Annotated in this window: 24 protein-coding genes; 5 read left to right on the top strand and 19 right to left on the bottom strand. The window is 63.8% G+C overall.

The annotated features are described in order from the left end of the window. Positions 1 to 4 precede the first annotated feature (4 nt). The 12 genes from ACYU0X_RS04235 to ACYU0X_RS04180 form a co-directional block, all read right to left on the bottom strand. Entirely contained in the window at positions 5 to 943 is a 939-nt protein-coding gene (locus tag ACYU0X_RS04235) for a hypothetical protein (RefSeq protein ID WP_461902188.1), read from the bottom strand. A gap of 11 nt (positions 944 to 954) precedes the next feature. Then, positions 955 to 2,205 (bottom strand): M16 family metallopeptidase, encoded by a 1,251-nt coding sequence (locus ACYU0X_RS04230; protein ID WP_461902187.1) that lies wholly within the window; start codon positions 2,203 to 2,205, stop codon positions 955 to 957. Continuing rightward, the gene (locus ACYU0X_RS04225) at positions 2,202 to 3,056 is read right to left on the bottom strand and encodes a phosphotransferase family protein (protein WP_418908563.1); all 855 of its coding nucleotides are present in this window, start codon (positions 3,054 to 3,056) and stop codon (positions 2,202 to 2,204) included. Before ACYU0X_RS04225 ends, ACYU0X_RS04230 begins: the two co-directional genes overlap by 4 nt. Continuing rightward, the gene (locus ACYU0X_RS04220; RefSeq protein ID WP_418908562.1) at positions 3,053 to 3,688 is read right to left on the bottom strand and encodes a flavoprotein; all 636 of its coding nucleotides are present in this window, start codon (positions 3,686 to 3,688) and stop codon (positions 3,053 to 3,055) included. The genes ACYU0X_RS04225 and ACYU0X_RS04220 overlap by 4 nt, the downstream gene beginning before the upstream one ends. A gap of 93 nt (positions 3,689 to 3,781) precedes the next feature. Further along, positions 3,782 to 3,952: an LxmA leader domain family RiPP gene (locus tag ACYU0X_RS04215; protein ID WP_418908561.1), complete on the bottom strand. Its 171-nt coding sequence runs from the start codon at positions 3,950 to 3,952 to the stop codon at positions 3,782 to 3,784. A gap of 95 nt (positions 3,953 to 4,047) precedes the next feature. After that, on the bottom strand, positions 4,048 to 4,215 hold the full coding sequence (locus tag ACYU0X_RS04210) for an LxmA leader domain family RiPP (RefSeq protein ID WP_418908560.1): 168 nt from the start codon (positions 4,213 to 4,215) through the stop codon (positions 4,048 to 4,050). Between the two features lie 92 nt (positions 4,216 to 4,307). Then, entirely contained in the window at positions 4,308 to 4,475 is a 168-nt protein-coding gene (locus ACYU0X_RS04205; RefSeq protein ID WP_309408501.1) for an LxmA leader domain family RiPP, read from the bottom strand. Positions 4,476 to 4,550: 75 nt separating this feature from the next. Next, complete coding sequence (locus ACYU0X_RS04200; protein WP_309408503.1) at positions 4,551 to 4,727, bottom strand: LxmA leader domain family RiPP; 177 nt, start codon at positions 4,725 to 4,727, stop codon at positions 4,551 to 4,553. 78 nt (positions 4,728 to 4,805) lie between these two features. Then, the gene (locus ACYU0X_RS04195; protein ID WP_461902186.1) at positions 4,806 to 5,744 is read right to left on the bottom strand and encodes a T3SS effector HopA1 family protein; all 939 of its coding nucleotides are present in this window, start codon (positions 5,742 to 5,744) and stop codon (positions 4,806 to 4,808) included. Between the two features lie 13 nt (positions 5,745 to 5,757). After that, positions 5,758 to 6,855 carry a class V lanthionine synthetase subunit LxmK gene (lxmK, locus tag ACYU0X_RS04190; protein ID WP_461902185.1) on the bottom strand — a complete coding sequence of 366 codons (1,098 nt, stop codon included), beginning with the start codon at positions 6,853 to 6,855 and terminating at the stop codon, positions 5,758 to 5,760. Positions 6,856 to 7,025: 170 nt separating this feature from the next. Further along, positions 7,026 to 7,934 carry an ABC transporter permease gene (locus tag ACYU0X_RS04185; protein WP_461902184.1) on the bottom strand — a complete coding sequence of 303 codons (909 nt, stop codon included), beginning with the start codon at positions 7,932 to 7,934 and terminating at the stop codon, positions 7,026 to 7,028. Between the two features lie 2 nt (positions 7,935 to 7,936). After that, positions 7,937 to 8,908: an ABC transporter ATP-binding protein gene (locus ACYU0X_RS04180; protein WP_418908556.1), complete on the bottom strand. Its 972-nt coding sequence runs from the start codon at positions 8,906 to 8,908 to the stop codon at positions 7,937 to 7,939. 191 nt (positions 8,909 to 9,099) lie between these two features. Here ACYU0X_RS04180 and ACYU0X_RS04175 point away from each other — a divergent pair, with 191 nt between their 5' ends. Then, complete coding sequence (locus tag ACYU0X_RS04175) at positions 9,100 to 9,705, top strand: helix-turn-helix domain-containing protein (protein ID WP_461902183.1); 606 nt, start codon at positions 9,100 to 9,102, stop codon at positions 9,703 to 9,705. An 87-nt stretch (positions 9,706 to 9,792) separates the two neighbouring features. Continuing rightward, positions 9,793 to 10,695: an EamA family transporter gene (locus ACYU0X_RS04170; RefSeq protein ID WP_418909298.1), complete on the top strand. Its 903-nt coding sequence runs from the start codon at positions 9,793 to 9,795 to the stop codon at positions 10,693 to 10,695. Positions 10,696 to 10,735: 40 nt separating this feature from the next. On the opposite strand, the gene ACYU0X_RS04165 is transcribed toward ACYU0X_RS04170, so the two are convergent. The 7 genes from ACYU0X_RS04165 to ACYU0X_RS04135 form a co-directional block, all read right to left on the bottom strand. Beyond that, entirely contained in the window at positions 10,736 to 11,584 is an 849-nt protein-coding gene (locus tag ACYU0X_RS04165) for a Cof-type HAD-IIB family hydrolase (protein ID WP_418908554.1), read from the bottom strand. Between the two features lie 83 nt (positions 11,585 to 11,667). Further along, positions 11,668 to 13,089, bottom strand: a complete 1,422-nt coding sequence (locus tag ACYU0X_RS04160) for a sugar porter family MFS transporter (protein WP_418908553.1) — start codon at positions 13,087 to 13,089, stop codon at positions 11,668 to 11,670. Positions 13,090 to 13,312: 223 nt separating this feature from the next. Continuing rightward, the gene (locus ACYU0X_RS04155; protein ID WP_418908552.1) at positions 13,313 to 14,689 is read right to left on the bottom strand and encodes an NAD(P)/FAD-dependent oxidoreductase; all 1,377 of its coding nucleotides are present in this window, start codon (positions 14,687 to 14,689) and stop codon (positions 13,313 to 13,315) included. Between the two features lie 114 nt (positions 14,690 to 14,803). Then, a complete protein-coding gene (locus tag ACYU0X_RS04150; RefSeq protein WP_418908551.1) occupies positions 14,804 to 15,736 on the bottom strand; it encodes a 4-(cytidine 5'-diphospho)-2-C-methyl-D-erythritol kinase in 933 nt (310 codons plus the stop codon). Continuing rightward, entirely contained in the window at positions 15,733 to 16,596 is an 864-nt protein-coding gene (gene rsmA, locus ACYU0X_RS04145) for a 16S rRNA (adenine(1518)-N(6)/adenine(1519)-N(6))-dimethyltransferase RsmA (protein WP_418908550.1), read from the bottom strand. The genes ACYU0X_RS04150 and rsmA overlap by 4 nt, the downstream gene beginning before the upstream one ends. A 105-nt stretch (positions 16,597 to 16,701) precedes the next feature. Continuing rightward, positions 16,702 to 17,883 (bottom strand): transglycosylase family protein, encoded by a 1,182-nt coding sequence (locus tag ACYU0X_RS04140; RefSeq protein WP_418908549.1) that lies wholly within the window; start codon positions 17,881 to 17,883, stop codon positions 16,702 to 16,704. A 209-nt stretch (positions 17,884 to 18,092) separates the two neighbouring features. After that, entirely contained in the window at positions 18,093 to 19,010 is a 918-nt protein-coding gene (locus ACYU0X_RS04135; RefSeq protein WP_418908548.1) for a TatD family hydrolase, read from the bottom strand. A 197-nt stretch (positions 19,011 to 19,207) separates the two neighbouring features. Here ACYU0X_RS04135 and ACYU0X_RS04130 point away from each other — a divergent pair, with 197 nt between their 5' ends. Genes ACYU0X_RS04130 through ACYU0X_RS04120 form a run of 3 tightly spaced genes read left to right on the top strand, consistent with a single transcriptional unit; the run spans position 19,208 to position 23,884 of the window. Then, positions 19,208 to 20,176 (top strand): AAA family ATPase, encoded by a 969-nt coding sequence (locus tag ACYU0X_RS04130; protein ID WP_461902182.1) that lies wholly within the window; start codon positions 19,208 to 19,210, stop codon positions 20,174 to 20,176. A gap of 7 nt (positions 20,177 to 20,183) precedes the next feature. Then, positions 20,184 to 21,488 (top strand): DUF58 domain-containing protein, encoded by a 1,305-nt coding sequence (locus ACYU0X_RS04125; RefSeq protein ID WP_418908546.1) that lies wholly within the window; start codon positions 20,184 to 20,186, stop codon positions 21,486 to 21,488. Beyond that, on the top strand, positions 21,485 to 23,884 hold the full coding sequence (locus tag ACYU0X_RS04120) for a transglutaminase TgpA family protein (RefSeq protein WP_418908545.1): 2,400 nt from the start codon (positions 21,485 to 21,487) through the stop codon (positions 23,882 to 23,884). Before ACYU0X_RS04125 ends, ACYU0X_RS04120 begins: the two co-directional genes overlap by 4 nt. The last annotated feature ends 13 nt before the right edge of the window (positions 23,885 to 23,897 follow it).

Raw genomic sequence — 23,897 nt, 5'->3', positions numbered from 1 at the left:
ACCATTACCGTTCGGGGTGCCCCAGCACTTCGCGGATCGGTCTGCCCAGTTGCCCGAGCGCCTGAGCTAGCTCGGCTCCGCTGACATTTCGTACCGATGCGGGATCCTGGATGAGCTCACCTCCCCAACCCATCGCCGCGTATTCCGCCAGAGTGCCAGCCAGCGACGTGGGCGAGAGCCATGCACGACAGAGATTGGCGTAGGCGAAACGCAAGATGTGCTCGGGCGCGGCCTGAGCGCGCTGAGCCATCACCGTAAGAACTTCGAGCACGAGGTCGAGGGCCTGCAAACTCGATTCCGCCCGAGTGATCACCGTCCACTCGATACTCGGTGAGCCCTGCTGCGTTCGCCGTGACAACGCCACCTGCGACGGGTCGCCGGCCGCTTTGAGAGCTGCCTGCACATCCGGTGCTCCCGCAGCCATGACCGCACATAGCGCGGCAAAGGTAGCCGCAGATCCGATAGTGCCCGCCGGGTCAGCTCCGGTGATCGTGCTTTGCTCATATCCGGCCTCTCTGCGCTGGGACAGCATGCTACGAGTAGGCTCCGGTAGTGGAAGGGCTACACCGGGAAATTGCTCGGCCAGCTCGGACACCGCCTCGATGCTTGCGGCCGCACCGGCTTGGGCCAGCACCACCGGCACCGTCGAAGGCAACGCATTCAACACCGGGTACAGGGCCTCGATGGACCAACGTTGCGCCTGAGCGTTGGGCACGACCAGCTGGAACCGATGTATCTGAGCACCCGGGCTCCACTGGTGCTCTACGATCCATGGTTCAACCGCGTCGGAATGCACCACGGAGGTGAGCTGTTCCTGCAATCGGGCCGGGCTCCACCCTTGGTCGCTGGCTGATTCGGCCGAAATCGCCAGTGACAGGGCGGCGTAATCGCCACGATCATCCTGCACAGATAAATGTTCTCGGGTGCTCGGTATTGCGTTCACGGGTCCACCTTTCATGACGCATAACGGATGGTGAGCGTGGCCATGGGCTGGCCCGCCAGTCGCTGGCACGATTCGTCGATCAGGGTCTTCGAACGCTGGATGTCCTGACGCAAGCCGCCCAGCTGGGCACTCAGGTGCAGGGTGAATTCCGGGCAATCGCGCAGCACCAGATCGCGGGCGACGGTACGGACCAGGCGTTCGTCGTCGACGACGAACTTTTGGGCACGATAGTGAGCTCGGCGCACCGCCTGCTGCACTTTCTCTTCCTTGGCCGTACTCACCGCCCGCAGCCGCTCGGCTGGATCAAGAGTGAAATTCGTGTCATCGATCAGGACAAAAAGATCCGGCAACGTGCTGTCCCCGAGGCCAAAAATACCCGCCGCAGCATCGATTCCCGGCTGGCCGGCCAAGAGCTCGGCGGTGAGCGTATCGCCAAGGAACGCATCGGTTACCGTACGCGCCGGCGCGGCCTGTGTCACCGCGATCAGCCGGTGCCGGTCACCGTGCCCGTGCTGATCGTGTGGAGGGTTAGGCGCGGCATGTGGCGTACGAAGTGGCTCAGGCTCGGTGTCCTGGGCAGCCACCGTCACCTCGGCCATCACGTCGGCCAACTCGGCGACGGTCTCCAGCGGATCACGGGGCGTCAGGGCGACCAGAACGCAGTGTTCGGGGCGGTAGTACCGCCGATGGATACGTTGAAGTTGCTCCGCATGGACCCGCCCGCGCAGGTCGGTGTCTCCGCTGCCATCATGTCCGGAGCCGTAGTCGCTCCAGTACAGGCCGGTCAGGTGTGGCCAGGGTAGCCGCTGCCCAGGAACGCCGTGCAGGCGATGGGCGCGTTCGGCCGCAACTGCCTGAATCTGCTCCTCGATCTGGTTTTCGCTTAAACGCGGGTAGAAGACCTGCTCAATGAGACGTCGCGCCACCGGTGTGGCGGAGCCGACCGGTCCGGTTTCGTAGAATTCGGTGTAGTCCATATGCGTGTTACCGCCCAAGGTGCCACCGGCCGCGGCGACGGTGCGTTGGCGTTCAAGGCCGCCGATCTGTGCGCTGTCTTGATAGACCAGGTGTTCGATCAGGTGCATGGTGCCGTGCTCCATCGCCTGTTCATGCCGCATCCCGGCCGGTACGGTCAACGACAGACTGAGATTCTTGGCGCGCGGATCGGAAATCGCCAACACGCGGGCCCCCGAAGGCAGAGTGCATTGTTTGGCCTCGAGCCCGCGGAGCGTCAGGTTATCGATAGTTGGTGCGCAGCTCATAACCGCTCCTCCTGCTGTGGGTGATCAAGATAGTTCAGGGCTTCGGTGATCAGTAGTTGTGCGTGCGGTAGCGCAGCACCGGCGTAGTGGTGCCAATCGAAGGCGTGCTGAATTAGGCGATAGGAGATGCCGGTGCGCAGAAGTTGGGGGTCTAGATCCGCTCCGTAACCCTGTGCGATGCCGCTGCGCAGCCGGTACAGCGCCGGTCGCCGGGAAGGGTAGAAGGCCGCTAGTTCGGCTAGTTCTCCGTAGATCCAGGCGAGGTCGTAAGCCGGGTGTGCCAAACCGGTGTCTTCCCCGGTGAGCAGGGCACCGGCGGTTGCTTCCTCGTTCAGCGTCCAGTGCGCCATCCCTGGGCTACCGTGGACGAAGATCGTCTCCGGGGCGTGCGGACCAATGTGCTGTGCCCAGCGTTCAAGCTGGGTTGCACGGCGAGCGCCAACTACATCGATCATCGGCCGCCACCGGCCGGTGATCCAGCGCTCGGCCCGTAGCAGGGTCCGTGGGGCCTGCCCTTCGAGGCCGGATAGTTCCTGCTCATGCACCGCGCGCACGGCCTGACCCCAGAGCCATCCGATTCTTTCCAGCGTGGCGGGCCGCGCCGCCGGCAGGATCTCGGTCAGGCCCTGGGTGGTACAGGTCCTATAGGACCGCTCGGTGGTGCTTCCGTGCCCCCAGCACACACCGTCGCGGTCGATCCGTTGCATGGGTAGCTCGACGAAATCTCGCGGAGCGTCCGTCCCCAGACGGTGGATCCACCGTGCGCCGGCCTCTTCTTGGGTGACCACGGTTTCGAGCAGTCCGGTGCGCGCTGTGCGCAGCACCTGTTCCGCCGGTGCACAAGGCATCATGCGCTACGTTCCTCGCTCACTTGTTGGTGAGTGGTTCGGTGCTCTTCGAGTCGCCGCAGCACGTCGGGAAGTAGCGGTGGGATCCAGGCTAGCGCGGTGTCACTGGATTCGCTGGGGCCGGGCACCGGATCGATGACAATAAAGTTCTTTGGTTTCCGAAGCCGTTCGAAGACCTCGCGAACCAGTGGGTTATCCCAGGAGCGCGGCGGCAAGGACGGGGCGATGCAGACCACCGCTTCGGTGGAGAGCGCGGCAAGTAGCGACGGGGATTCGGTGACACAGTGGGAAAGTTTGGCGGAATAGTCCAGCGTGGCCGGGTAGATGATGATCAGTTCGGCCCACTCGGCCAATTCGATGTGACTGGCAATGATCTCGTCTTCCCAGCAGTCGTCTTGGACGTGTGCGCGTAGCCGCGATTCAAGGTTGTGCCGTGTGGTGAAGCGATAGGCGGTTTCGCGGACGATAACCCGGAATTCCGTGTCCGGTGCCGCTGCTCGGGCCCACTCGATCCAGTACGGCATCGCCTGCGTCATGGCCGAACCGGTCAACACCAGCGCAACGCGTGAGTACCCGAAGCTTTCGAGACTTACAGCCGAGATCGTAGCCCGGGTGGAGTTCTTGGTGTGGCTCATGGCCTTGCCCTTCTGCAGCGGTTCGTTGTGTGTGGTGTGAGTGCCTGAGCGGGCACCGGTGCTGACCGGCGCCCGCTGAGACTTTCGGTGTGGCTAGCAGCCCACGGTGAGGGTGGCCCCGATGACTACGCCAGCGCAGAACGGGCTGGTCGCCGGTGCCTCGGTGGCGGCCTCGCCGCCGATCTCGGCTGCGGTGGTGAAGGTGTCGTGGCCGGCAGCGAGTTCGGAGAGGCTGGCGGCGGTGGCTGGAGTGTTGGTGGTCATGGTGGGTTTTCCCTTCGGTTGTTCCTGTTACTGAATGCACCTAGAAGCGTGATCGCATGGGTGCGAGGTGAATGATGTGGTGTTCGTGCAGGTGCTTAGCAACCGGCGCCGAGGGTTGCCCCGACGATGACACCGACGCAGAAGGGGCTGGTGGCTGGCGATTCGGTGGCGGCCTCGCCGCCGATTTCGTCCGCGGTGGTGTAGGTGTCGTGGCCGGCAGCCAGGTCGGAAAGGCCAGCGGCGGTGATCTGGGTGTTGTTCATCTGTGATTCCTTTGGTTAGTTGTGTTGCGTGAGAATGCACCTAAATACGTTGTCGTGCCGGTGCGAGGTGATGGATCTGGTGAAGGAAGTGCCTAGCAGCCCACGGTGAGGGTGGCGCCGATGACCACTCCGGCACAGAACGGGCTGGTCGCTGGTGCCTCGGTGGCGGCCTCGCCGCCAATCTCGGCTGCGGTGGTGTAGGTGTCGTGGCCGGCGGCCAGCTCGGAGAGGCCGGCACTTGGGTTCTGGATGTTGTTCATCTGTGATTCCTTTGGTTGTGTGTTGCGGTGCACCGTCGGTGTGGTGCGAGGTGATGTGAGTGTTGTGGTGTTGTTCTAGCAGCCGGCGCCGAGGGTGGCGCCGACGATGATGCCGACACACAGCGGGCTGGTGGCTGGTGCCTCGGTGGCGGCGTCTGCACCGATCTCGGCGGCGCTGGTGAAGGCGTCGTGGCCGGCAGCCAGGTCGTTCAGGCCCTGCACGTTGGATTCGTTGAGGTTAATGGCGGTCATGGTTTTCCTTTCGTTGTGGCCGGTGCTCCGGCCGGTGGGTGGGTTTCCCCAGCGTCGCTGGGAAATCTGTGGCGGACGCTACCGGTTCAGGTTGCGTCCGGGATTATCGGGGTCGATTCGAGCCTGGTTGGCGGCTTGTTGCCATGCGTCGCGCAGCGTGGTTCCGCTGCGGGCCGAGCTCAGGAGCGCTTCGGCCAGTACTCGTGATCGGTGTTGTCCGAAGCTCAGTCCCCGGTAGGCAGGGCGCGGGTCGGCCGGTTCCTGTGCGGTGGCGAGTTGGCCGCCCAGCGCCTCGGTAAATATCGAGGTGGGTGTCGTCGCGCGCTGCGGCGCGGCGAGAGCTTCTTCGCAGATCAGGTGCACGGCGTTCACGTCGGTCCGCGGGAGGTAGAGGACGATGGCGTCCGATCGCGGGTGGCTGGCCGCGGTGGAAAGTGCCTTGGCCTGGTACCCGCAACCGGTGGCATTTAGCGCCCGGAGCAGCGGGCCCCAGTACCGCACGGTGTCCGATGCCGAGCTTGAGGAGATGTAAATCCGGCTGATCTCCCCCGGGCCGGGTCCGTGCTCGCCAAGCGCAAGAACGTAGCCCGGTGTGGTGTTAGTGCGGTAACTAGGAAAGTACGCCCCGGTGATCGTTCCTTGTGCATCACGGACCAGATGTTCGGGGTGGATCAGGACCTTGAGTCCGGCCACGTCTACCGGGGTCGGTGAGCCCGTCTCGGCCAGCTGCGGGCCTAGTGCAGCCACCGGCTGGTACACCTGACGGTGCGGGATCTCTGCGATGAGGCGTTCGACGAGCTCGGGTTCGCCGGTAGGTGGTGTTTGCGCAGCGGTCTCCGAGTGCCTGATGTGCAGGTTTCGGTAGATGGCCGCCGCCAACTCGGCTCGTAGTTCCGCCTCGCTGCCGGCCTGAATCCGTTCGGTACCAACCGTGGCAGCGGTACCGTTCTCCGCGACCGAAAGCTCGATCTCGTCGAGTACATCGAGGAAGTTCTGGGTGAGGCAGATGCTACTCATTGGTGTCGTTCCTTCAGAATCCCAGGGCCGCACGATAGGCGGCCGGAGCGAGTAGAATTTTCCGCCCGATGCCGGCGGCGGCTCGTTCAATACCCGGCAGCCGGGAGACGGTCGCGGCTCGGGCGATGGTTCGATCCACGAGGTGCCATCCCAGGTGCGCGGTGGCACGCAGGGCGAGGTCGGGATCCTCGCGCTTGGCTTCGAGTCGATAGGCCTGCCACATCTGGCTGATGCGTGGGGCGAGGTGTTCCATGCGTTCGGTGATGCGCCGGGTGGCGCTGGCCGCATCGAAACTCAGTGGTGGGGCTCCGGCTCCGCCGCGACTGGTGACGGTGTCGAGCACCGCGCGATAGATCCATTCGCCGGCGAAGCTTCCCAGATCGCGGGCCGGATCTCCGAGGCCGAATTCTTCCCAGTCCAGCAGCACCGGGCGGCCGTCGCTGAGGTGGAACTGATCGAGTCGCAAATCTCCGTGGATGGGGGCTACCTGGTGTGCCGCCTCCCAGGCCCGAAGTTCCTCGGCGGCGGTTACCAGCGCCTGATCCTCTTGCAGTTGTGGCCACAGGGCCAGCTCGGCCAGCGTGAATCGTACATAACGCTCTTGTGAGACCCCGTGGCGCAGCATCTGCGTCGGTGGGCTCGGGTGATAGCTGGCGGTGAGCCCGTCGGTGGGTGCCCGATGAAGGCGTGCCATGTGGCGTCCGGCTTGTGCGGCAAAGTCTTCCGGGATTGCTTCCCGGATCAGCAGTTCGGCAAGGTTGGTGCCACCGCAGTGTTCGAAGATCAACAGTCCGTCGGCTTTGCGGTGGGCGATCAGTTGAGGGCTATGTGGTGCCAGTGCGCTATGGCGCTGGGAGAACTCGGCGAAGGCCACGGAGCGTTCGAAGGCTCGGTCCCCGGAGACCTCCGCCGAGATGTGTTTGACGAAGATACGCTGCCCCGAGGTCAGGCTCATGCTCCAGGCGCCGTTGCGGCCGTTGAAGGCTGGGGGTTGAACGTCGGTGATGTCCGCGTGGATCCCTGCATCGGCCAACAGGTCGGTAGCCCGGGCGGCCGCCGCGCTGAGCGTGGGATCTACCCGCCAGCGTGGTGTCTCAAGGGTGCGTGTCATGATGCGATCTCCCGGTGAGTCGTTAGAAGAGGAAGGTGACTACCGCGTAGGCGGCGACGACACCGACCACCAGCCACAGGGCGTTCTTCAGGAGTTTCTTTGCGCCGCTGGCGTTCTGGGTGTTGGAGGTGCTCATGGTGTGTGTCCTTTCGAGGTGGGTTGGGTGATACTTAGGCTTGGTCGTCCGAGGCCATGGACTGGCGGATGGAGACGCGGGATCCGGTCCGCAGTGCGTTATTGCGGTAGACCCGGGTGGTCAGTCGGAAGAGCAGTGGGACGGTAATGGCGGCGATGACCGCGGCGATAATGATCTCTGTTGTGCCGACGCTGTTCAGGGCGAAGCGCATCGGCATGAGGTAGGAGGAGAACAGCGGCACATAGGAGAGGATGTTCACCCACGCTGCGTCGAGATTTTGCGGCACCATGTAGAGGGCCAAAATCAGTAGCACCATCTGCAGCACCGATAGCGGAGTCGAGGCGGTGGCCAGGTCCTCTTGCCGGGAGACCGTGGAGGCCAGCAAGGTGCTCAGTCCGGCAAAGATCATGAAGCCTTGGATGAACCAGACGAAGAACCAGAGCAAGCTGGGTCCCACGTCGACGGCTAGTACCGTCCAGCCACCGACGACGCTGAATCCGAGCACGGCGGCCCCGCCAATGGTCAGTAGTTGGCCCAGTGTCACCAGGCCGACGCCGATCATTTTGCCGGCCAGCAGCGGTCCGACACCGATCTTGGTCAACAGAATCTCCACGATGCGCGATGATTTTTCCTCGACCACCCCGGAGGCTAAGGATTGTGAGGAGTAGACCAGCGAGGCGAGCAGGGCCGTGATCATGGCGGTGGCGAATAACAGCTGGGTGTCCAGGGCCAGCGGTTCCCCTCCCCGGTTGGCGTTGACCAGGAACCAGCCGCCGATGCCGGCTCCGAGTCCGGCTAAGAGGGCCAGCACGCCGGTGGCGGTGAGAATGGTGCGGTTTCCGGTGCGGGTGAGCAGCTCACGGCGGATAATGGTGCGCACCGAGTCGAGATCCGTGGTGCTGCGGGTACCGGTGGGCAGAAGTTGGGTTGTCGTTGCCGTCATCGTTAGGCTCCAATGCTTTCAAGATCCGCTGAGGCGTTGGCGGTGTCGGTCAGTAGGCTGGCGCTGAGCCGCTCGGAGAGCACCTCGGCCAGTGAACGCTGCAGTGGTTCGATGGCCCGCAATCCGGGGTTTCGCATGAGCACCGCCAGCAGTTCGGATGGAATCTGCTCCTCCTCGCGTTGGCTGTGCACCAGCAACGCGTCCGGTTCATCGTCGAGGGCTTCGAGGGTGACGTGCGGCAGCATCGACAGTTCTGCGATGAGCCGGTCGCTGGGTGCGGCGGCAAATCGAAGTTTCCAGAGCGATTCTTGCCCGCCGCGCAGCTCGTCTACCGGGCCGCTGGCGACGACGCGCCCCTTATCCAGCACGCAGACCCGGTCGCAGATGCGCTCGACCAGTTCCAGCTGGTGCGAGGAGAAGAGAACTCCGACACCGCGCCGGGCTTGATCGGCGATCAGTCCCGCCATGGTCTCCACGGCCAGTGGGTCAAGGCCCGAGAAGGGTTCGTCGAGCACCAGCAGGGTGGGATCTCCTACCAGCGAGACCGCCAGCTGCACGCGCTGCTGGTTGCCCAGCGACAGGTCCTGGACCTTAGTGCGTTCACGTGTGCTCAGACCCAAGGAGGAGATGAGCTCGGCGGCGGTCGCGCGGGCTTGCTGGTGGCTTTTTCCCTCGAGAAGCGCGAAATGCACGATCTGGTCTTCTACGGTCATTTCCGGGTAGAGCCCGCGTTCCTCCGGCATGTATCCGATGGAGCTTCGCACCTGGTCGGTGATTGCTTCCCCATCCCACTCGATACGTCCTTCGGTGGCGGAGAGCAGTCCAAGAATCAGTCGCATGGTCGTGGTTTTGCCGGCGCCGTTACCGCCGATAAATCCAACAATTTCACCGCGGGCTACCGACAGATCGACGCCTTGCAGTACCTTGTGACCACCGAAACTACGGCTTACACCCGTGAGCTGAAGGCCTAGCATTCGTCCTCCTGAAGAAGAGTTGTTTTCCTGACAGGTATGACGTTACGCAGGAGCCGGGCGCGGCTTGTTGTACTTCGGTACAGCGCTGACTTGTACTTAAGTTCAATTGCGGGCACAACCGTGGGTGGCGAGGCGCAACCCACCAGATGAGAATGGAACAAGTGCACAAATAGTGCAGTATGATGCACCATATGGAGATGGATGCGCAGCTACTGGCCCGAGCCATCGGGGCCCGCGTCAAACACGAACGCAAAACCCGAGGGTGGACACTCGACCGCCTGGCAGATACCGCCGGGATCAGTCGACGCATGCTCATCAACGTGGAGCAAGGGGCCGCAAACCCCAGTGTCGCCACCTTGTTGCACCTCTCCGAGGCGCTGGGGGTCGGCCTTCCGGCGCTCGTCGAGCCACCCAGCGAGCGGCAGGCCAAGCTGACCCGACGCGGCGAGGGCGCACTGCTCTGGTCCGGCGAGCGCGGCGGACAGGCCAGGCTCGTCGCTGGCGCCGATAGACCGGACAATGTCGAGCTATGGGACTGGTCGCTCGCCCCCGGTGACCGCCACGAAAGCACGGCACACACCCCCGGCACCCGCGAACTGCTCCAGGTGCAGCACGGCATCCTCCGGGTGCACACCGGAGAGGAATCCTACGAACTAGGCCCGGGCGACGCACTGAGTTTCCACGGCGACCAACCGCATGCGTATGTCAACGACAGCAGCGAAACCACCCACTTCGTCCTGACCGTCGTCGAGCCTAGTCTCGGTAGGTCTGGCGGAAAAGAGAGCTCTCATGAATAATTCGGGACCGGCAGCTATTGCGACCGTCCGCCAAAACCGGGTAGTTTCCCCGGCCCAGGGTGCTGGCCTCGAAGGCGGTGTGCGATGATGCGCGCCCGGGCACAGACCGTGCCGCCGTGGTCGCTGGCCATTGCGGCCATGTTACTCATCCAGATCTCCAATGCCCTGTCCGTCACGGTTATCGACCAGGTCGGTCCCGCCGGTACGGCGTGGCTGCGCATGTGCTTCGGCGGTCTGCTGCTGTTGCTCATTGTGCGCCCCAGTTTCCGGTCGATCCGGGCACGCGACATTCCGGCCTTGCTTACCTTGGGCTTGGTCACCGGCTTCATGACCACCTTCTTCTTGGCGGCCGTGGAACGCATCCCGCTGGGCACGGCCGTGGCGGTGGAGTTCCTCGGTCCGCTCACCGTGGCAGGTATCGCGGGGCGCAAATTACGTGCACTGCTCTGGCCGATACTTGCGCTCGCCGGTGTGGTGCTCCTGACCGAACCCTGGCATGGTGAAGTGGATCTGGTGGGAGTTGGCTTTGCCCTGCTCGCCGGCGCCTGTTGGGGACTCTATAACGTCTTTACCCAATTGGTCGGCGACCGCTTTAGCGGCATCAGCGGTCTCGCCTTGGCGATCCCCGTCGCCGCCCTATTCACCACCTCGGTGGGGCTTCCGCAGGTACTTGCGGGGAATCCGGCAGGGTGGGTGCTGCTTCTCGCGGCGGGCATAGCCCTGATTACCCCGGTGGTCTCCTTTGGATTGGAGATGTTGGCGCTGCGCCGGATGACGCATACTGCCTTCGGCACGCTCCTGGCCATTGAGCCGGCCTTCGGCGTGCTGATGGGCTTGCTTATTCTGAGCCAGGCACCGAGCTTGTTGCAGATCGTGGGGATCGCATTGGTGGTCTTCGCCGGGGCGGCCGCACAACGCGGAAGTGCGCGCAGCCCACAGGGGCTCGAGGAACTACTTCCCCATACACCGGAAAACCCCGCCACCGACTAGGGCATGGAGCCACTCGCCCGGCAGCCGGGGGCCGGGCGGTTTAGCCTCCCAGTAGGTGGGCGAGTACCCGAGTGACACCATTTTCGCTGTTCGCCGGCGCCGCGTACGTTGCGGCCTGTTTGATCTGCGGGTGTGCGTTGGCCATGGCGAAGGACAGCTCACCGGCGGCCAGCATTTGCAGGTCGTTGAGGTAGTCACCGAAAACTGCGGTCTGTGCCGGGGTCACTGCCATGCGCTCCTGTAAGGCGCGCACCGCACGGCCCTTGTCGATATCGGTCCGCATGATATCGAGCCAGCGCTGACCGGAGATCACCACCTGGTGTTCCTCGGCAAAGGGCGCGTAGATCTGATCGAAGGCCTGCTGCGAATCGTCAAAGTCATGGATCGCAAGCTTGAAGAAGGTGTCCTGCACCTGGGTGAGGTCCTGAACCACCTCGAGCTTGCGGTAGTACTTGCCGGCTTCGGCAAGGAATTCTTCGTCGCCGCGCTCCACATAGGCGCTGGCCTGCCCGCAAAGCACCAAACCCAGGTTGCGCTGGGATGCAGCACCGCGCGTGGCCTCGATGCCCTTGCGCACGGTGTCTTCGCTCAGGCTTGCGGTGAAGATCGGCTCGTTGTGGTGCATCACCAAGTTGCCGTTTTCGGCAATGTAGGACAACGGGTAGCCGGCGTGGTCAAAGAGTTCGGCCAAGGTCGCGTACTGGCGTCCGCTGGCCGGTACGAACACGATTCCCCGCTCGGTCAGTTCACGCAGCAACGGCCAAAAGTCCTCGGGCACCGTACCTTCATCGGTGAGCAGGGTGCCGTCCATATCGGCGACGACCAGTCGCAGATCGATCTCGCTGGCGGGAATCTGGGACCATTCGGTGCCCTGGGTCATCATGTCCATTCTCATCCTGTAGGTAGGGGGCGGAAACACGGCACCGACCGACTCCGTGAAGATGTCGGTCGGCGGTGTCACGAAAGCGGCTACTAGCCGGTCATTTCTTCAAGCTGCTTGCCCTTGGTTTCGCGCACGAACTTCAACACGAAGAGCAGCGAGAGCAGGGCGAAGGTCGCATACAGGCCGTAGGCCAGTTGCAGGCCAACTTCGGCCAGCGAAGGGAAGGTCGTGGAGACCAGGAAGTTGGCCATCCACTGGGCCGCCGCCGCCACGCCCAAAGCCATGGCGCGGATCCGGTTGGGGAACATTTCGCCCAGCAGCACCCAAACGGCAGGTCCCCAGCTGGTACCGAAACCGATGACGAAGAGGTTCGCGAAAATCAACGCGGTCACACCCCAGTTGCCCGGCAACACCAGTTCCCCGCCGACGATCTCGGACTGGGAGAACGCCAGAGCCATAATTCCCAGCGAGATGGTCATCACCGTCGAACCGGCCACCAGCAGCGTCTTACGCCCAATCTTGTCGATCAGGGCAATCGCAATCACGGTAGCGACAATGTTGGTCACCGAGGTAATCACGGAAATCAGGAAGGAGTTGGACTCATCGAAGCCCACGGACTTCCACAGCGTCGTGGAGTAGTAGAAGATCACGTTGATGCCAACGAACTGCTGGAACACCGAGAGCACAATGCCGATCCACACGATCGGTTTGAAGATGAACGATCCGCCGAGCAGGTCGCCGAAGGTTTGGCGTCGTTCCACGTTCAAGGTCTGGCGAATCTCTTCGATCTTGGCCTCGGTACGTGCCCCGGCATCAATGCCCACGTAGTGCACCAAAATATGCGAGGCTTCGGCCAGCCGCTGGCAACCGACCAGATAACGCGGGGACTCGGGCAAACGCAGGGCGAGGAGTCCGTAGAGTAGTGCGGGCAACAGCTCGCTCAGCAGCATCCAGCGCCAGCCGGGCATGTCCAACCAACCGGTTTCGGCGGCGCCGCCGGTGGTGGATACGATCAGCGTAGAGACCAAGAAGGCCAGGAAGATACCGGTCACGACCGCCATCTGCTGGAGCGAGCCCATGCGCCCGCGGTGCTTCGAGGGAGCGATTTCGGCAATGTAGGCCGGGGCGATCACGGAGGCGAAGCCCACGCCGATACCGCCGACGAAACGCCAGACAATCAGGTCGGTCGAGCCAAAGGCCAGGGCCGAACCCACTGCGCTGATCGCCAGTAGTGCCGAGGCGATGAGCATGGTCTTCACGCGCCCGATGCGCTGCGCGCACCAACCGGCGGTCCATGCACCGATGGCGGCACCGATCAGGGCGCAGGAGACCACGAATCCGATCCCTACCGGCGAGAGCCCAAATTCTGCCTGCACGGCATCCACCGTGCCGTTGATGATGGCGCTGTCGTAACCAAAAAGGAATCCGCCTAGGGCGGCAACCGATGCCAACCCGATGAGCTTGCCGGAGATTTTTCCGTCTTCGACATCCTGTGCATGCTCTGGTCTCATGCCTACCTCGTCCTTCGCTTTTCGCGGTCATCTCGCGGCGACCGTGATTAGCTGGCGCCGCTTGCAGATTCAGCACCGGGCGCCGCGACACGTCCGGTAGACCCCAGCCTAAACCAAAGGGAATCCACTCACGCGTCGTCGCGCAACGTCGCCTATGGTAAGCATGCTCGGGCCAAAAAAGAAAGCAGATTTATCCATTGGCCCATGAACCGGTCCCTGGCCCCTAGGGGCGTCCGGCAATCCGGGAGGCCGCGAGGGCCACCGGCGAGGTACTGGCCCGTCCGGCCAGCTCGCTACGATCGGCCCAACTATAGGCGGCATAGAGGCTCCGCGTGGCCAACCAACGCAGCGGCTCCGGCTCCCAGCGCCGTACCCGATGGTTCACCCAGGGCAGACGGGTCAGTTCGCTTTCCCGCCCCAAAATCAGGTCGCGTAGGGTGCGGCCGGCAAGGTTGGTGGCGCTCACTCCGGTGCCCACATATCCCCCGGCCCAGGCCATGCCGGTTCGGCGGTCGAGGCCGACCGTTGCGGTCCAGTCCCGTGGCACGCCGAGCACGCCCGACCAGGCATGCTCGATGCCCGCCCCGGCGGTACCAGGGAACATTCGGTACAACACTGCGCGCAGGTGTTCGATGGTGCGCTGCGGGGTCTGACCGTCGAGATCCGTACGTGAGCCGTAGCGGTAGGGCACCCCGCGCCCGCCGATGGCAACCCGCCCATCGGCGGTGCGTTGGGCGTACATATACACGTGGGCGTAGTCCCCAAGCACCTCCCCGCGGCGCCATCCCACCCGATCAAAAAAGTCCGCACCCAAGGGTTCGGTGACAATCAGGGAGGAGTTCATCGGCAGCCAGAGCCGGCGTAGCCCGGGAAGTTCGGCCGTAAAGCCCTCGGTGGCGCGCACCACGTACTGCGCACGCACATTCGCGTGCTTGGTCTGCACCAAGCCCGGTGCAATAGCGGTGGCTCGGGTGTTTTCGTGGATTTCCACGCCCAGCGAGCGCACCACACGCGCCAGCCCGGCAACCAGTTTCGCCGGATGAATGCGCGCCGCATGCCGGTGCCAGGTGGCGGCCCGGGTTCCGGCGACGTCAATGGTGTTTTTGGCTTCCGTTGCCTCGAGGAGCTGCAGGTCGGTGTGCTTCCAGGTGCGTTCGGCCGCAGCATGTGCACGGAGCCGACGTTCCTGCGCCGGGGTGTAAGCCACCTCGTATTCACCGCCAGGCAAAATATCGGCGTCGATTCCTTCGGCGGCGCAGCGGGCAATGACCTCCTGCACGGTACGGTTCATTTCCAGCTGAAACTCTTCGGCCAGTTCGCGCGAGCAGCGCGCGGCGTACTGGGCGCGGCCGCCGGTAATCGAGTTGGTCAGCCAGCCGCCGTTACGTCCCGAGGCGCCATAGCCCACGTGGCGTTGTTCGAGCACCGCGATGCGCAGACTTGGATCGGCCTTTGCCAGGTAGTAGGCGGTCCACAAACCGGTAAAGCCGCCACCGACAATTGCCACGTCCACCGAACGGTCTTCACCGAGCGGATCCGGAAGCTGCGGAATACCGACCTGCTGCCACCAGTGGGAGACTTCTCCATTGTGCAGACTCATCGGTGCCCCTTCGCTCGTCCCGCCGGAACGCTCTCATCCCAACCAAGGAAATGAACCACACTCATTTGTGGTTTAGAGTCACCCTAAGCCGTCGGGGTTCGCGGGACAAGGGTCCTAGTCGCTGAATTCCACCTTTGCGCCTGGTGCCGGGGCTGTGACGGCTACCGTTGCCACCCCTACCTCGTCGCCAAGTTGCGCCATGACCTCGGTGGCATGCTCCGCATCGCGCACCAGAAGCGCGAGGGTCGGCCCCGAACCGGAGACCATGGCCCGCAGGGCGCCAGCGCCCTCGGCCAAGTCACGTACCGTTCCCAGCTCCGGGGCGAGCGCAAGCGAGGCCTGGGTTAGGTCATTGACCAATAGGTCAGCGAGTGCCGCGGCATCGGAATTCATCAGTGCCCCGATCACCTCGGGATCAACTTCGGTGGGCACCTCGAGCTGCTGGCCTTGGCGCAGGCGGTCGAGCATCGCGTACACCCGGGGAGTGGACAAGCCATAGCTGGCCGGGATCAATACCCAGTGGGTGACCGCACGGGTCAGCAACGGAGCCAGCTGGTCCCCTACGCCCAGTCCAATGGCGGCCCCACCCATCAGGGCGAAGGGCACGTCGGCGCCCAGCCGTGCCCCCAGACGCGACAGCTCCTCGCGATCCAGCCCGGTCTGCCACAGCTCATTGCAGGCCACCAGGGTCGCCGCCGCGTCGGCGGATCCCCCGCCCATTCCGCCGGCAATCGGCACCCGCTTGGTGATGCTCAGCTCGGCGCCTAGGGTGCACCCGGTATGCTCGCGCAGCAGTTCGGCGGCTTGATACACCAGATTGCTGCTGCCCAAGGGGAAGTTCTCCGGATCGGCCACCACCTCGCTATCGGGCTCAAGGCTCAGCAACAGCTCGCCATCGGTACGCAGCCGTGCCTCGATCTGCTCGCGCAGTGATACGGCAACATAGAGGCTCGCCACATCGTGGTATCCATCGTCACGCGGTGGACCGACCCGGAAGTAGCAGTTGATCTTGCCGGGCGCGCTGGCTATGACGTGTTGCTTGCTCACGGTTGCACCTCTGCTGCGGCACGGGCGATCGCAATGTAGGCGTCAATATCCAGCTTTTCCCCGCGTTCCTTCGGGTCAATCCCGGCGGCCACGAGGATCTGCTCGGCGCGGGCCCCCGAACCGGCCCACCCCGACAGGGCAGCACGCAGCGTTTTGCGGCGCTGGGCGAAGGCGGCGTCGATAATCGCGAATACCTCGGCGCGCGGTGGGGCATCGACGCGTTCGGCTCCGCGCGTGAATGACACGAGTCCGGAGTGGATTTTCGGCGCCGGCCAAAAGACGTTCATGCCGATCACTCCGGCCTTACGCAACGTCCCGTACCAGGCCCCCTTCACCGAGGGCACCCCGTAGATCTTGCTTCCGGGCGCCGCGCTCATCCGGTCGGCGACCTCGTCTTGGACCATCACCAGCCCGTGGGCGATGGAAGGGAAGGTCTCCAGCAGGTGCAGCACCACGGGCACGGCAACGTTGTAGGGAAGATTTGCCACCAAGGCGGTCGGTTCGACCGGCAACTCGGTGACCTTCAGCGCATCGCTCTCGATGACGGTCAGGTCCTCTTCGCGTCCCGGGCGGAATTCGGCCATGGTCTGCGGCAGGCGTCGCGCCAACGGCGGGTCGATTTCAATGGCCACCACCTGTGCGGCGGCGTCCATAATCCCTAGGGTCAGTGAGCCCAGCCCGGGTCCAACCTCGAGCACCGTCTCATCTGGTCGAAGATTCGCACCGGCAACGATGCGACGAATGGTGTTTCCGTCGATCACAAAATTTTGGCCCAGGGTTTTGGTCGGCCGGATTCCCAGCTCGTCGGCCAAACGGCGGATTTCGGTTGCGCCCAGCAGCGGCAGGGATTCCTTAGACATCACGTCTCCAATTCTAGGTCAGGGCGAGAGTGTGCCCCGCAAAGGCGCAACGCGCCCACCGCCAAGCGGTGAGCGCGTTGTCTGAGAGTTTGAGCCGTATAGGGCTTAGATGAGGCCCAGCTTGCGGGCGCAGGCCGGCCAGTGACCCCAACCGCCGCTGGCACGCAGGCGTTCGGCCGCGGCAATCTGCTCCTGTGCGGTGGCCTGGTGCGGCAATGGCGCGTACTTCGTGCCACCGACCGCACGCCACGAGGAGGCGGAGAACTGCAGGCCACCGTAGTAGCCGTTGCCGGTGTTGATCGACCAGTTGCCACCGGACTCACACTTGGCCAGTGCGGCCCAGGTTGAGGAGATCGAACCGGTCGGCGCCTTGGTCTTCGAGCTACCGCTGGAGTCGCTGGAGCTGCTGCTTTCGGGCTTCTTGGTGCCCACGCGCACAACCTCGGTCACCGGTTCCTTGGAGACCTTGGACTTCAGGACTTCTTCCTCGCCCTTCTTGCCATCGCGAATCTCTTGGCGCAGGGTCAGCTTGCGCTCGCCCTTCTCGCCCTCGGTCTTCACCTTGGTCTTGCCCTTGTCCAGGTCCTTGTCCTTGACCTTGGTGGTCTTGAAGTCGATGTCGCGGGTTTCATCCCAGGTCTTGATTTCAACCTTGATGGCGCGAATTTCGGAGCCTTCGACAATGGCGGTCTTTGCGTCGACGTCCTTCTCGGTTTCATCATCGATGCGGACCTGAATTTCGTCGTCCTTATCGAGCTTGACGTCCTCTTCCTTGAAGAGGTCGGCAATGGTTTCGGCGGTGGTGGACAGCTTCTTCGAATCCTTGCCCTGCTTGAGGGTGACTTCCTTCGGAGTGATGATCTCCAGCCCACCGCTCAGCGCGGAAATGGCGAGGTCTTCGGCCTGCGAAAGCTTGGCGTCCTGGTCCACGTCGAGTTCGTTGATCACATCGGCCACCGTCATGCCGGTGGTGTGCACTACGCGCTCTTCGCCGTCGAGCACTACCTCGATGGACTTGTTCAGCGAGATGTCGATACGCTGCTCGTCGCTGAGTGGCGACTGCGGGTCGGCCGAGATTTCGTCACGCTCATCCAGCGTGATGTCTTCTTGGGTGAGCAAGTCCTGAACGGAGGCGGCACGGGTGCTGACCACCTGCTCCTTGCCGTCAATGGCGATGGTTACCGACTTTTGGCCGGCAATATAGAACACGGCGCCGGCGATAACCAGTGCCAGAACGGCGGCTTGGGCGATGAATTTCGCCCAGCGCTTTTTGAACAAGTGAGTCACGGTTGTGCTTACCCCATCGGTAGTGTCGGCCGGCGGTCGGCCCGGGCAGTGAACTGCCTGCTTACATCAGTGTCTACGTGGCCGCGATGCTGAGGGAAGCAAACCCAAAGACCCGGCGGCACCGCCCGCGGGCAATGCATCCTTTCAACCGTAACCGAATCTTAATAAAAGACGCAACCGAAATATGGCGCGTCGCACACCGGAAGCCCTTAGAAGTCGCCGTACACTGCGCGCGTGTTCTGGGCCACCAAGTGGCAAAGCTCCGCCAGGTCCATCCCGCGTTCACGAGCCATGAATTCCACCGTGTAGGGGATCATATAGCTGGCATTGGGGCGTCCGCGGAAGGGATGCGGGGTCAGGAAGGGCGCATCGGTTTCCACCAGAATCAGCGAGGGGTCCGCCACCCGCAAGGCCGCCTGCAGGTCGGTGGAATTCTTGAACGATACGGTTCCGGCAAAGGACATATACCACCCGTGCTCATTGCACAGCCGCGCCAGCTCTTCATCGCCTGAGAAGCAGTGAAACACGACCTTTTCCGGGCGCTGCGCATCGAGCAAAACCCGCACCACATCCTGGTGGGCATCCCGGTCGTGAATTTGTACGGCCTTGTGGTGCTCACGGGCCAGCTCGAGGTGCGCCCGGAACGAGTATTCCTGGGCCGGGCGCCCCGGCTCCTCGGTGCGGAAGTAGTCCAGCCCCGTCTCCCCGATGGCGCGCACCCGTTCATGCCCGGCCAACGCGGCGATGTCATCCAGCGCGGCCTCGAGCTCACCACGTTCGGCTAGGCGTGCGGCGTCGTTCGGATGGATGGCGACCGCGGCCAACACCTGAGGGTGGGTTTCGGCCAATTGCACCGCTTGGCGGGATGAGAGCACATCGCACCCCACCTGCACCACGCCGCTGACCCCGACGCGGGCCGCGGCGCCCAGGGCCTGCTCCACGTCAATCGGGGAACTTTTCTCGAAGTCCATATGCGTATGGTTATCGATCACCGGCACCGGTAGCGCTTGTGGCGCGGGCGGATAGATCCGGTTGCGCTCCTTGCTCGATGCCTCGGAATTCAGTGGCTGTGTTGGACGATAAGCCTCGGGAATCAGTTCCAGATCGATTGCCTTGCTCTTAGCCATGCGTTTAATCTCCCGCTCGTCGAACATCCGCTAGCCATTTTTCCATTAAGCTCAGCAATCCCGCGCACCACGGTCCATTCGACTATCGAGCCGGGGCCCAACCGCCTATGATGTGAAACACACACTAAAAGGGCGAAACCGGGGCCTGACACACACATCAGCACGCATGTGCCGGTCACGGCCCCAGGAGGAATTCGATGAATTCGCAGCAGACCATCCCGTTGCGCGACACCAGCTTTCGGGAACAGGCCGAGGCCATCACCAACTCGATGCGCCGTGTACTCTCCGGCAAGGACGAGGTGACCGAGCAGGCGTTGATCGTATTACTCGCCGAAGGTCACCTGTTGGTCGAGGACGTACCCGGAGTTGGGAAGACCATGCTGGCCAAAGCCCTGGCACGTAGCGTGGACTGCAGCGTACACCGTATTCAGTTCACCCCGGATCTGCTGCCCAGCGACGTCACCGGCGTCTCGGTGTTCTCCCCTAAAACTCAAGAGTTTTCCTTCCACCCCGGCCCAATCTTCGCGAATATCATCATCGCCGATGAGATTAACCGGGCCAACGCGAAAACCCAGTCCGCGCTGCTCGAGAGCATGGAAGAGCATCAGGTCACGGTCGATTCGGTAACTCATGATCTGCAACGCCCGTTCATGGTGGTCGCCACGCAGAACCCGATCGATTCCGAGGGAACCTTCGCCCTCCCAGAAGCCCAACGAGACCGTTTCATGGCGCGGATTTCTATGGGGTACCCACAACGCGGGGATGAAATCGCGATGATCGCCAACCGGCACCTGCACGAGCCGGTGGACGACGTGAGCCCGGTGATCGACCGAGAGCAGCTACGCACCATGATTCATCAGGTCGCCAACGTCACGGTGACCGAACAGCTCGGTGCCTACGTTGTCGATCTGGGCCGTGGCACCCGCGAACACCCCTCGGTGCGGCTCGGCGCTTCACCGCGCGCCTTGCTTCAGCTCGTCCGCGCCGCCAAAGCCCACGCGGCGCTGCGCGGTCGAGACTACGCTATTCCCGAGGATGTGCGGGCCGTGGGCGCCCTGGTTCTGCCGCACCGGCTCATCCTCACCCGCAATGCGGTGGCCGATGGACAGGAGCCACAGCAGATCGTCACCGCACTGTTGCAGAACACCGATGTGAATCAAGGCTAGGCCGCCGATGCCTACCGTGCACCGCTTCGACTCACGCGATTCGCTGTCCTGGGAGCGTTCAAATGACCGCCCCCGACCACGCGTACGCTGGCTACGCCTAGACCTGTTGACCACGCGAGGCCGAATTACCGCCGGCGGCGGATTACTCTGTCTGCTGCTGGCTTTCATGCTTGGGCGACCCGAACTGATGGCCCTGGGAGTGGGACTACTCTGCGTGGTGCTGCTGAGCATGCTGGTTCTGCTGCGCACCCGGCACCACACGGAGATTCAGCGACTCATACACACCGCGGCCCCCACGGCCGGGCACAGCACCCACTTGACCCTGTCCTGCCCCGAGCCAGCCCAGATTCACGAAACACTGCCCGAACCCATCGGCTGGGGCCCACAGTTGCAGGCCCCGGGAAGCGTGGACTACGAGGTGGTTTTCCGCGAGCGCGGGATCCACTTAATCGGCCCCGCGCAACGCGTGCTGGCCGACCCGTTGGGGCTGATCCGCGGCATGGTCTCCACCGGCCGGCTGTTCCCCGTGCCGGTGCGCTGCGCACCATTAGGCGGTGAGCAACCACCGGCGGTGGGCGAACGCAACCTCACCGGCGACGCCCGCCATGCCCACAGCCCCACCACCGACTACTACGACGTGGCCACCCGCGACTACCAGCAGGGTGATTCGGTGCGACAAGTGCACTGGAAGGCTACCGCGCACCAAGGCAAGCTCATGGTGCGTCAAGAAAACCAGATCGCCACCGCACAGGCCCTGATCATCCTCGATCGCTACCTTGAACACTGGAATCAGGCCGCCGACTTTCGTCTCTCCATTCCGCAAGGGCAGGAGCCTGAGCTGAACAGCACCCGACGCTTCGAAAGCGCACTGCAAACCATCTGTTCCATCGGCGAGCGCTACGCCGCCGGGGGTTACCAGGTGCAAGTGCGAGATCTGGCCGGGCACGATCTGCGCCACGACTCGGCCGCCCATGGGGCGGGCACCTTCGAGGCATTCCACGCCGCCACCCCCAGCCTGGCCTTGGAACCCGGCAACGGGCAGGCCCAAAGCCCCGACCTGCTGGCGCCTGCGCTCCGTGGGGCCCTACACCACCACCGGGACGAACCGATCTTCGTGGTTCTGGGCGACCTCAGCGAGGCGCAAGCTCACCGGCTGGCCCCGCTGGCCCTTCGCCAAAGGCAACTGCATCTCTACCTGGTGCTCTCGCATCCCGAACGCCACCGTCGAGCCATCGACCGGCTGGCCGACACCGCGTGGAAGGTGCACGTCATGGACGCCTCCGGGCACCGGGTGCAGGAGCGCCTCTCATGAGCCTGCCCGTTGTAGAACACCAAGCACACCGTGCCCCGCGGCCGGTACACACCGGGCAGTCCCCCTCGACTCTCCCGTGGCGGCTGCTCGCGGCCGGGGCGCTGGCCACCGCCGTACTGGCTAGTTACGCCTCTTTCAACGGTGTCATCGCCGGCTGGCAGTTCTTTACCCCGGTCATCCTGCCGGTCGTGCTTCTGCATGTCGTTGGTTTTTCCCTGACCTCCCGGCCACGCACCCGACTGCTTGCCGTTCCGGTATTAATCGCCGTGGCGATCGGGGCGGTGCTGTTCAGCCCGGCCATCGTGCCTTGGCTCGGTTCGGGGCTGGAGCTGGCCCGGATCAATCGGTTATGGCAAGGGGCCATGATCGAGTTCTATACCCAGCTGCCCCCGGTGGCCGACTCCCCCTTCGTCGGGTTCGTGCTCTACCTGGCCGCCATCGCGGTGAGCCTGATCGCTCAGCTCTTGGCGACCTTCCCACGCACGGCCGGGTGGGTACCGGTGCCGGTGGCGGTGCCCCTGATCATCGCCTCCCTGTTTAAGCTCAGCGGTGCGGGGCTGAGCTACCTGCTGGTGGTCTTCCTCGCGCTGATCCTTTACTACTACCTCTTGCCGTGGGTTCATGGCGGCGTGGATCTCGAGCGGCCGACACGCCCCGGCCGACGATCGGGCGGCACGGTAGCGGTGATCGCCACCGCCAGTGCCCTGGCCATGCTTGCCGCGAGCCTCTGGGTGCCCGGCTTCCGCCAGGGCATGTTCCCCGAAGGCACCCGCCCCTCCGGTGAACGATTGGCCAGCAACATCGATCCCCTGATCAATCTGGGTCGTGACCTTCGTTCAAACAACGGCTCGGTGGTATTCACCTACCTGAGCACCGCCGAGAACGCCCCCTATTTGCGCACCGCCGTGATCGATGATCTTTCCACCGAACGCTGGGAACCGAGCGACGACGAGATGGAGGTGGACCACGTGTATTCCTCCGGACTCGAGCGTGGGCGCTCGCCGTGGGTCAATACGCACCGTCACTTGCTGACCATGTTCTGGACGACGCCCGGCTCGGCGGCAACGCTTCCCATGCCGCAGGGTGCCGACAGCGTCTTGGGGCTCGATGGGGCCTGGACGTGGAGCCCGGAGACGGAAATCCTCAAACTCAACGAAATGACACGTGAGAGCCGCACCGCCACGGTGGAATACGACGAGCTCGACATGTCGGCCGCCGAAATCAACCGGGTGCAGAATCGTTTTAATCCCAGCCCGCCGGTGCTTCACCCCAACTACACCGACCCCGGTCTCGACGCCAACGGGGCGTTGGCTCGCGATCTCGGTGACTTCCTCGAGGCCGCCTTTAACGACCTGGGCCGCTCCCCCACCGACCTGCAAAAGGCCCAGGCCATCCAGGATTATCTGCGGTCCACACGCTTTAGCTATTCGGAGCAGACCCCGCTGCGCGAAGGCTATGACGGGGCCAACCAGCGCGTCATTGAGGCTTTTCTCGAGCGTCGCGCCGGGTATTGCGTGCACTTCGCCTCCACGATGGTGCTCGCCGCCCGAAGCACCGGCATCCCGGCACGGCTGGTACTGGGCTACGCCCCGGGCCAGCAGGTAGCCCTTGACCCCGTGCTGGAGCGGTACTTCGGGGGCACCGATGCGGTGGACCTGTCGCCGGACGGCTCCAAGCTCCGGGCCTATGAAATCACCGGACGTCAGGCTCATGCTTGGCCGGAGCTGTTCCTGCCGGGCATTGGCTGGGTACCGTTTGAACCGACGCCGGGCCGCGGGCAGGCTCCGGGCTATGCCCCGGCCCCGCAATTGGCCGGGGGTAGTTCCACCGCCCCCGAAGAGGTTCCGCGGACCCCGCGGGCCACGCAGACCGCCACCGAGTCGGAGACCGCAAGCCAACCGCCGACGGCGGCGGGACCACGGAGTACGCAATCTTCGGTCGCAGGCTGGATCGTGGGCGGTGGGGCGCTTCTGCTTCTAGCACTGCTGTCGGTTGCGCCGCTGCTGCGCCTTTCCCAGCGCCGCTCCCGGGAGCAGGCCATCCGTGCTGGGTCTGCCGCCGCCGCACAAGGCCTGTTCGATGAGTTGCGTGCGATCGGATGCGACTATGGCCGAGCCATGCGCCCGGCAGATTCGGTTGGTGACTACCTGAAGACCCTCAACGAAGCACTGCCGGGCAATGACGAGCTCTTTGAACGGCTACGCCGGAGGATTGAGTCGAGTTTCTACGCCCATCGCCACCCCGATAAGGCCGATGCCGAGCAACTACTGGCGGATCTGGCGCAACTACGTCAGGCACTCGCCCACATCAGCAACGGCACTACCCGATTGCGCGCCTGGTTGTTCCCGCCCTCGCTACGTTCGCTCAGGGTGCGTGCGATGAGCCGGCAAAAATAAAAATCAGGCCCGG

This window comes from Glutamicibacter sp. X7 (assembly GCF_054889245.1).
Note: the sequence above shows the minus strand (reverse complement) of the source record. Positions and strands in the feature narration are given on the sequence as shown.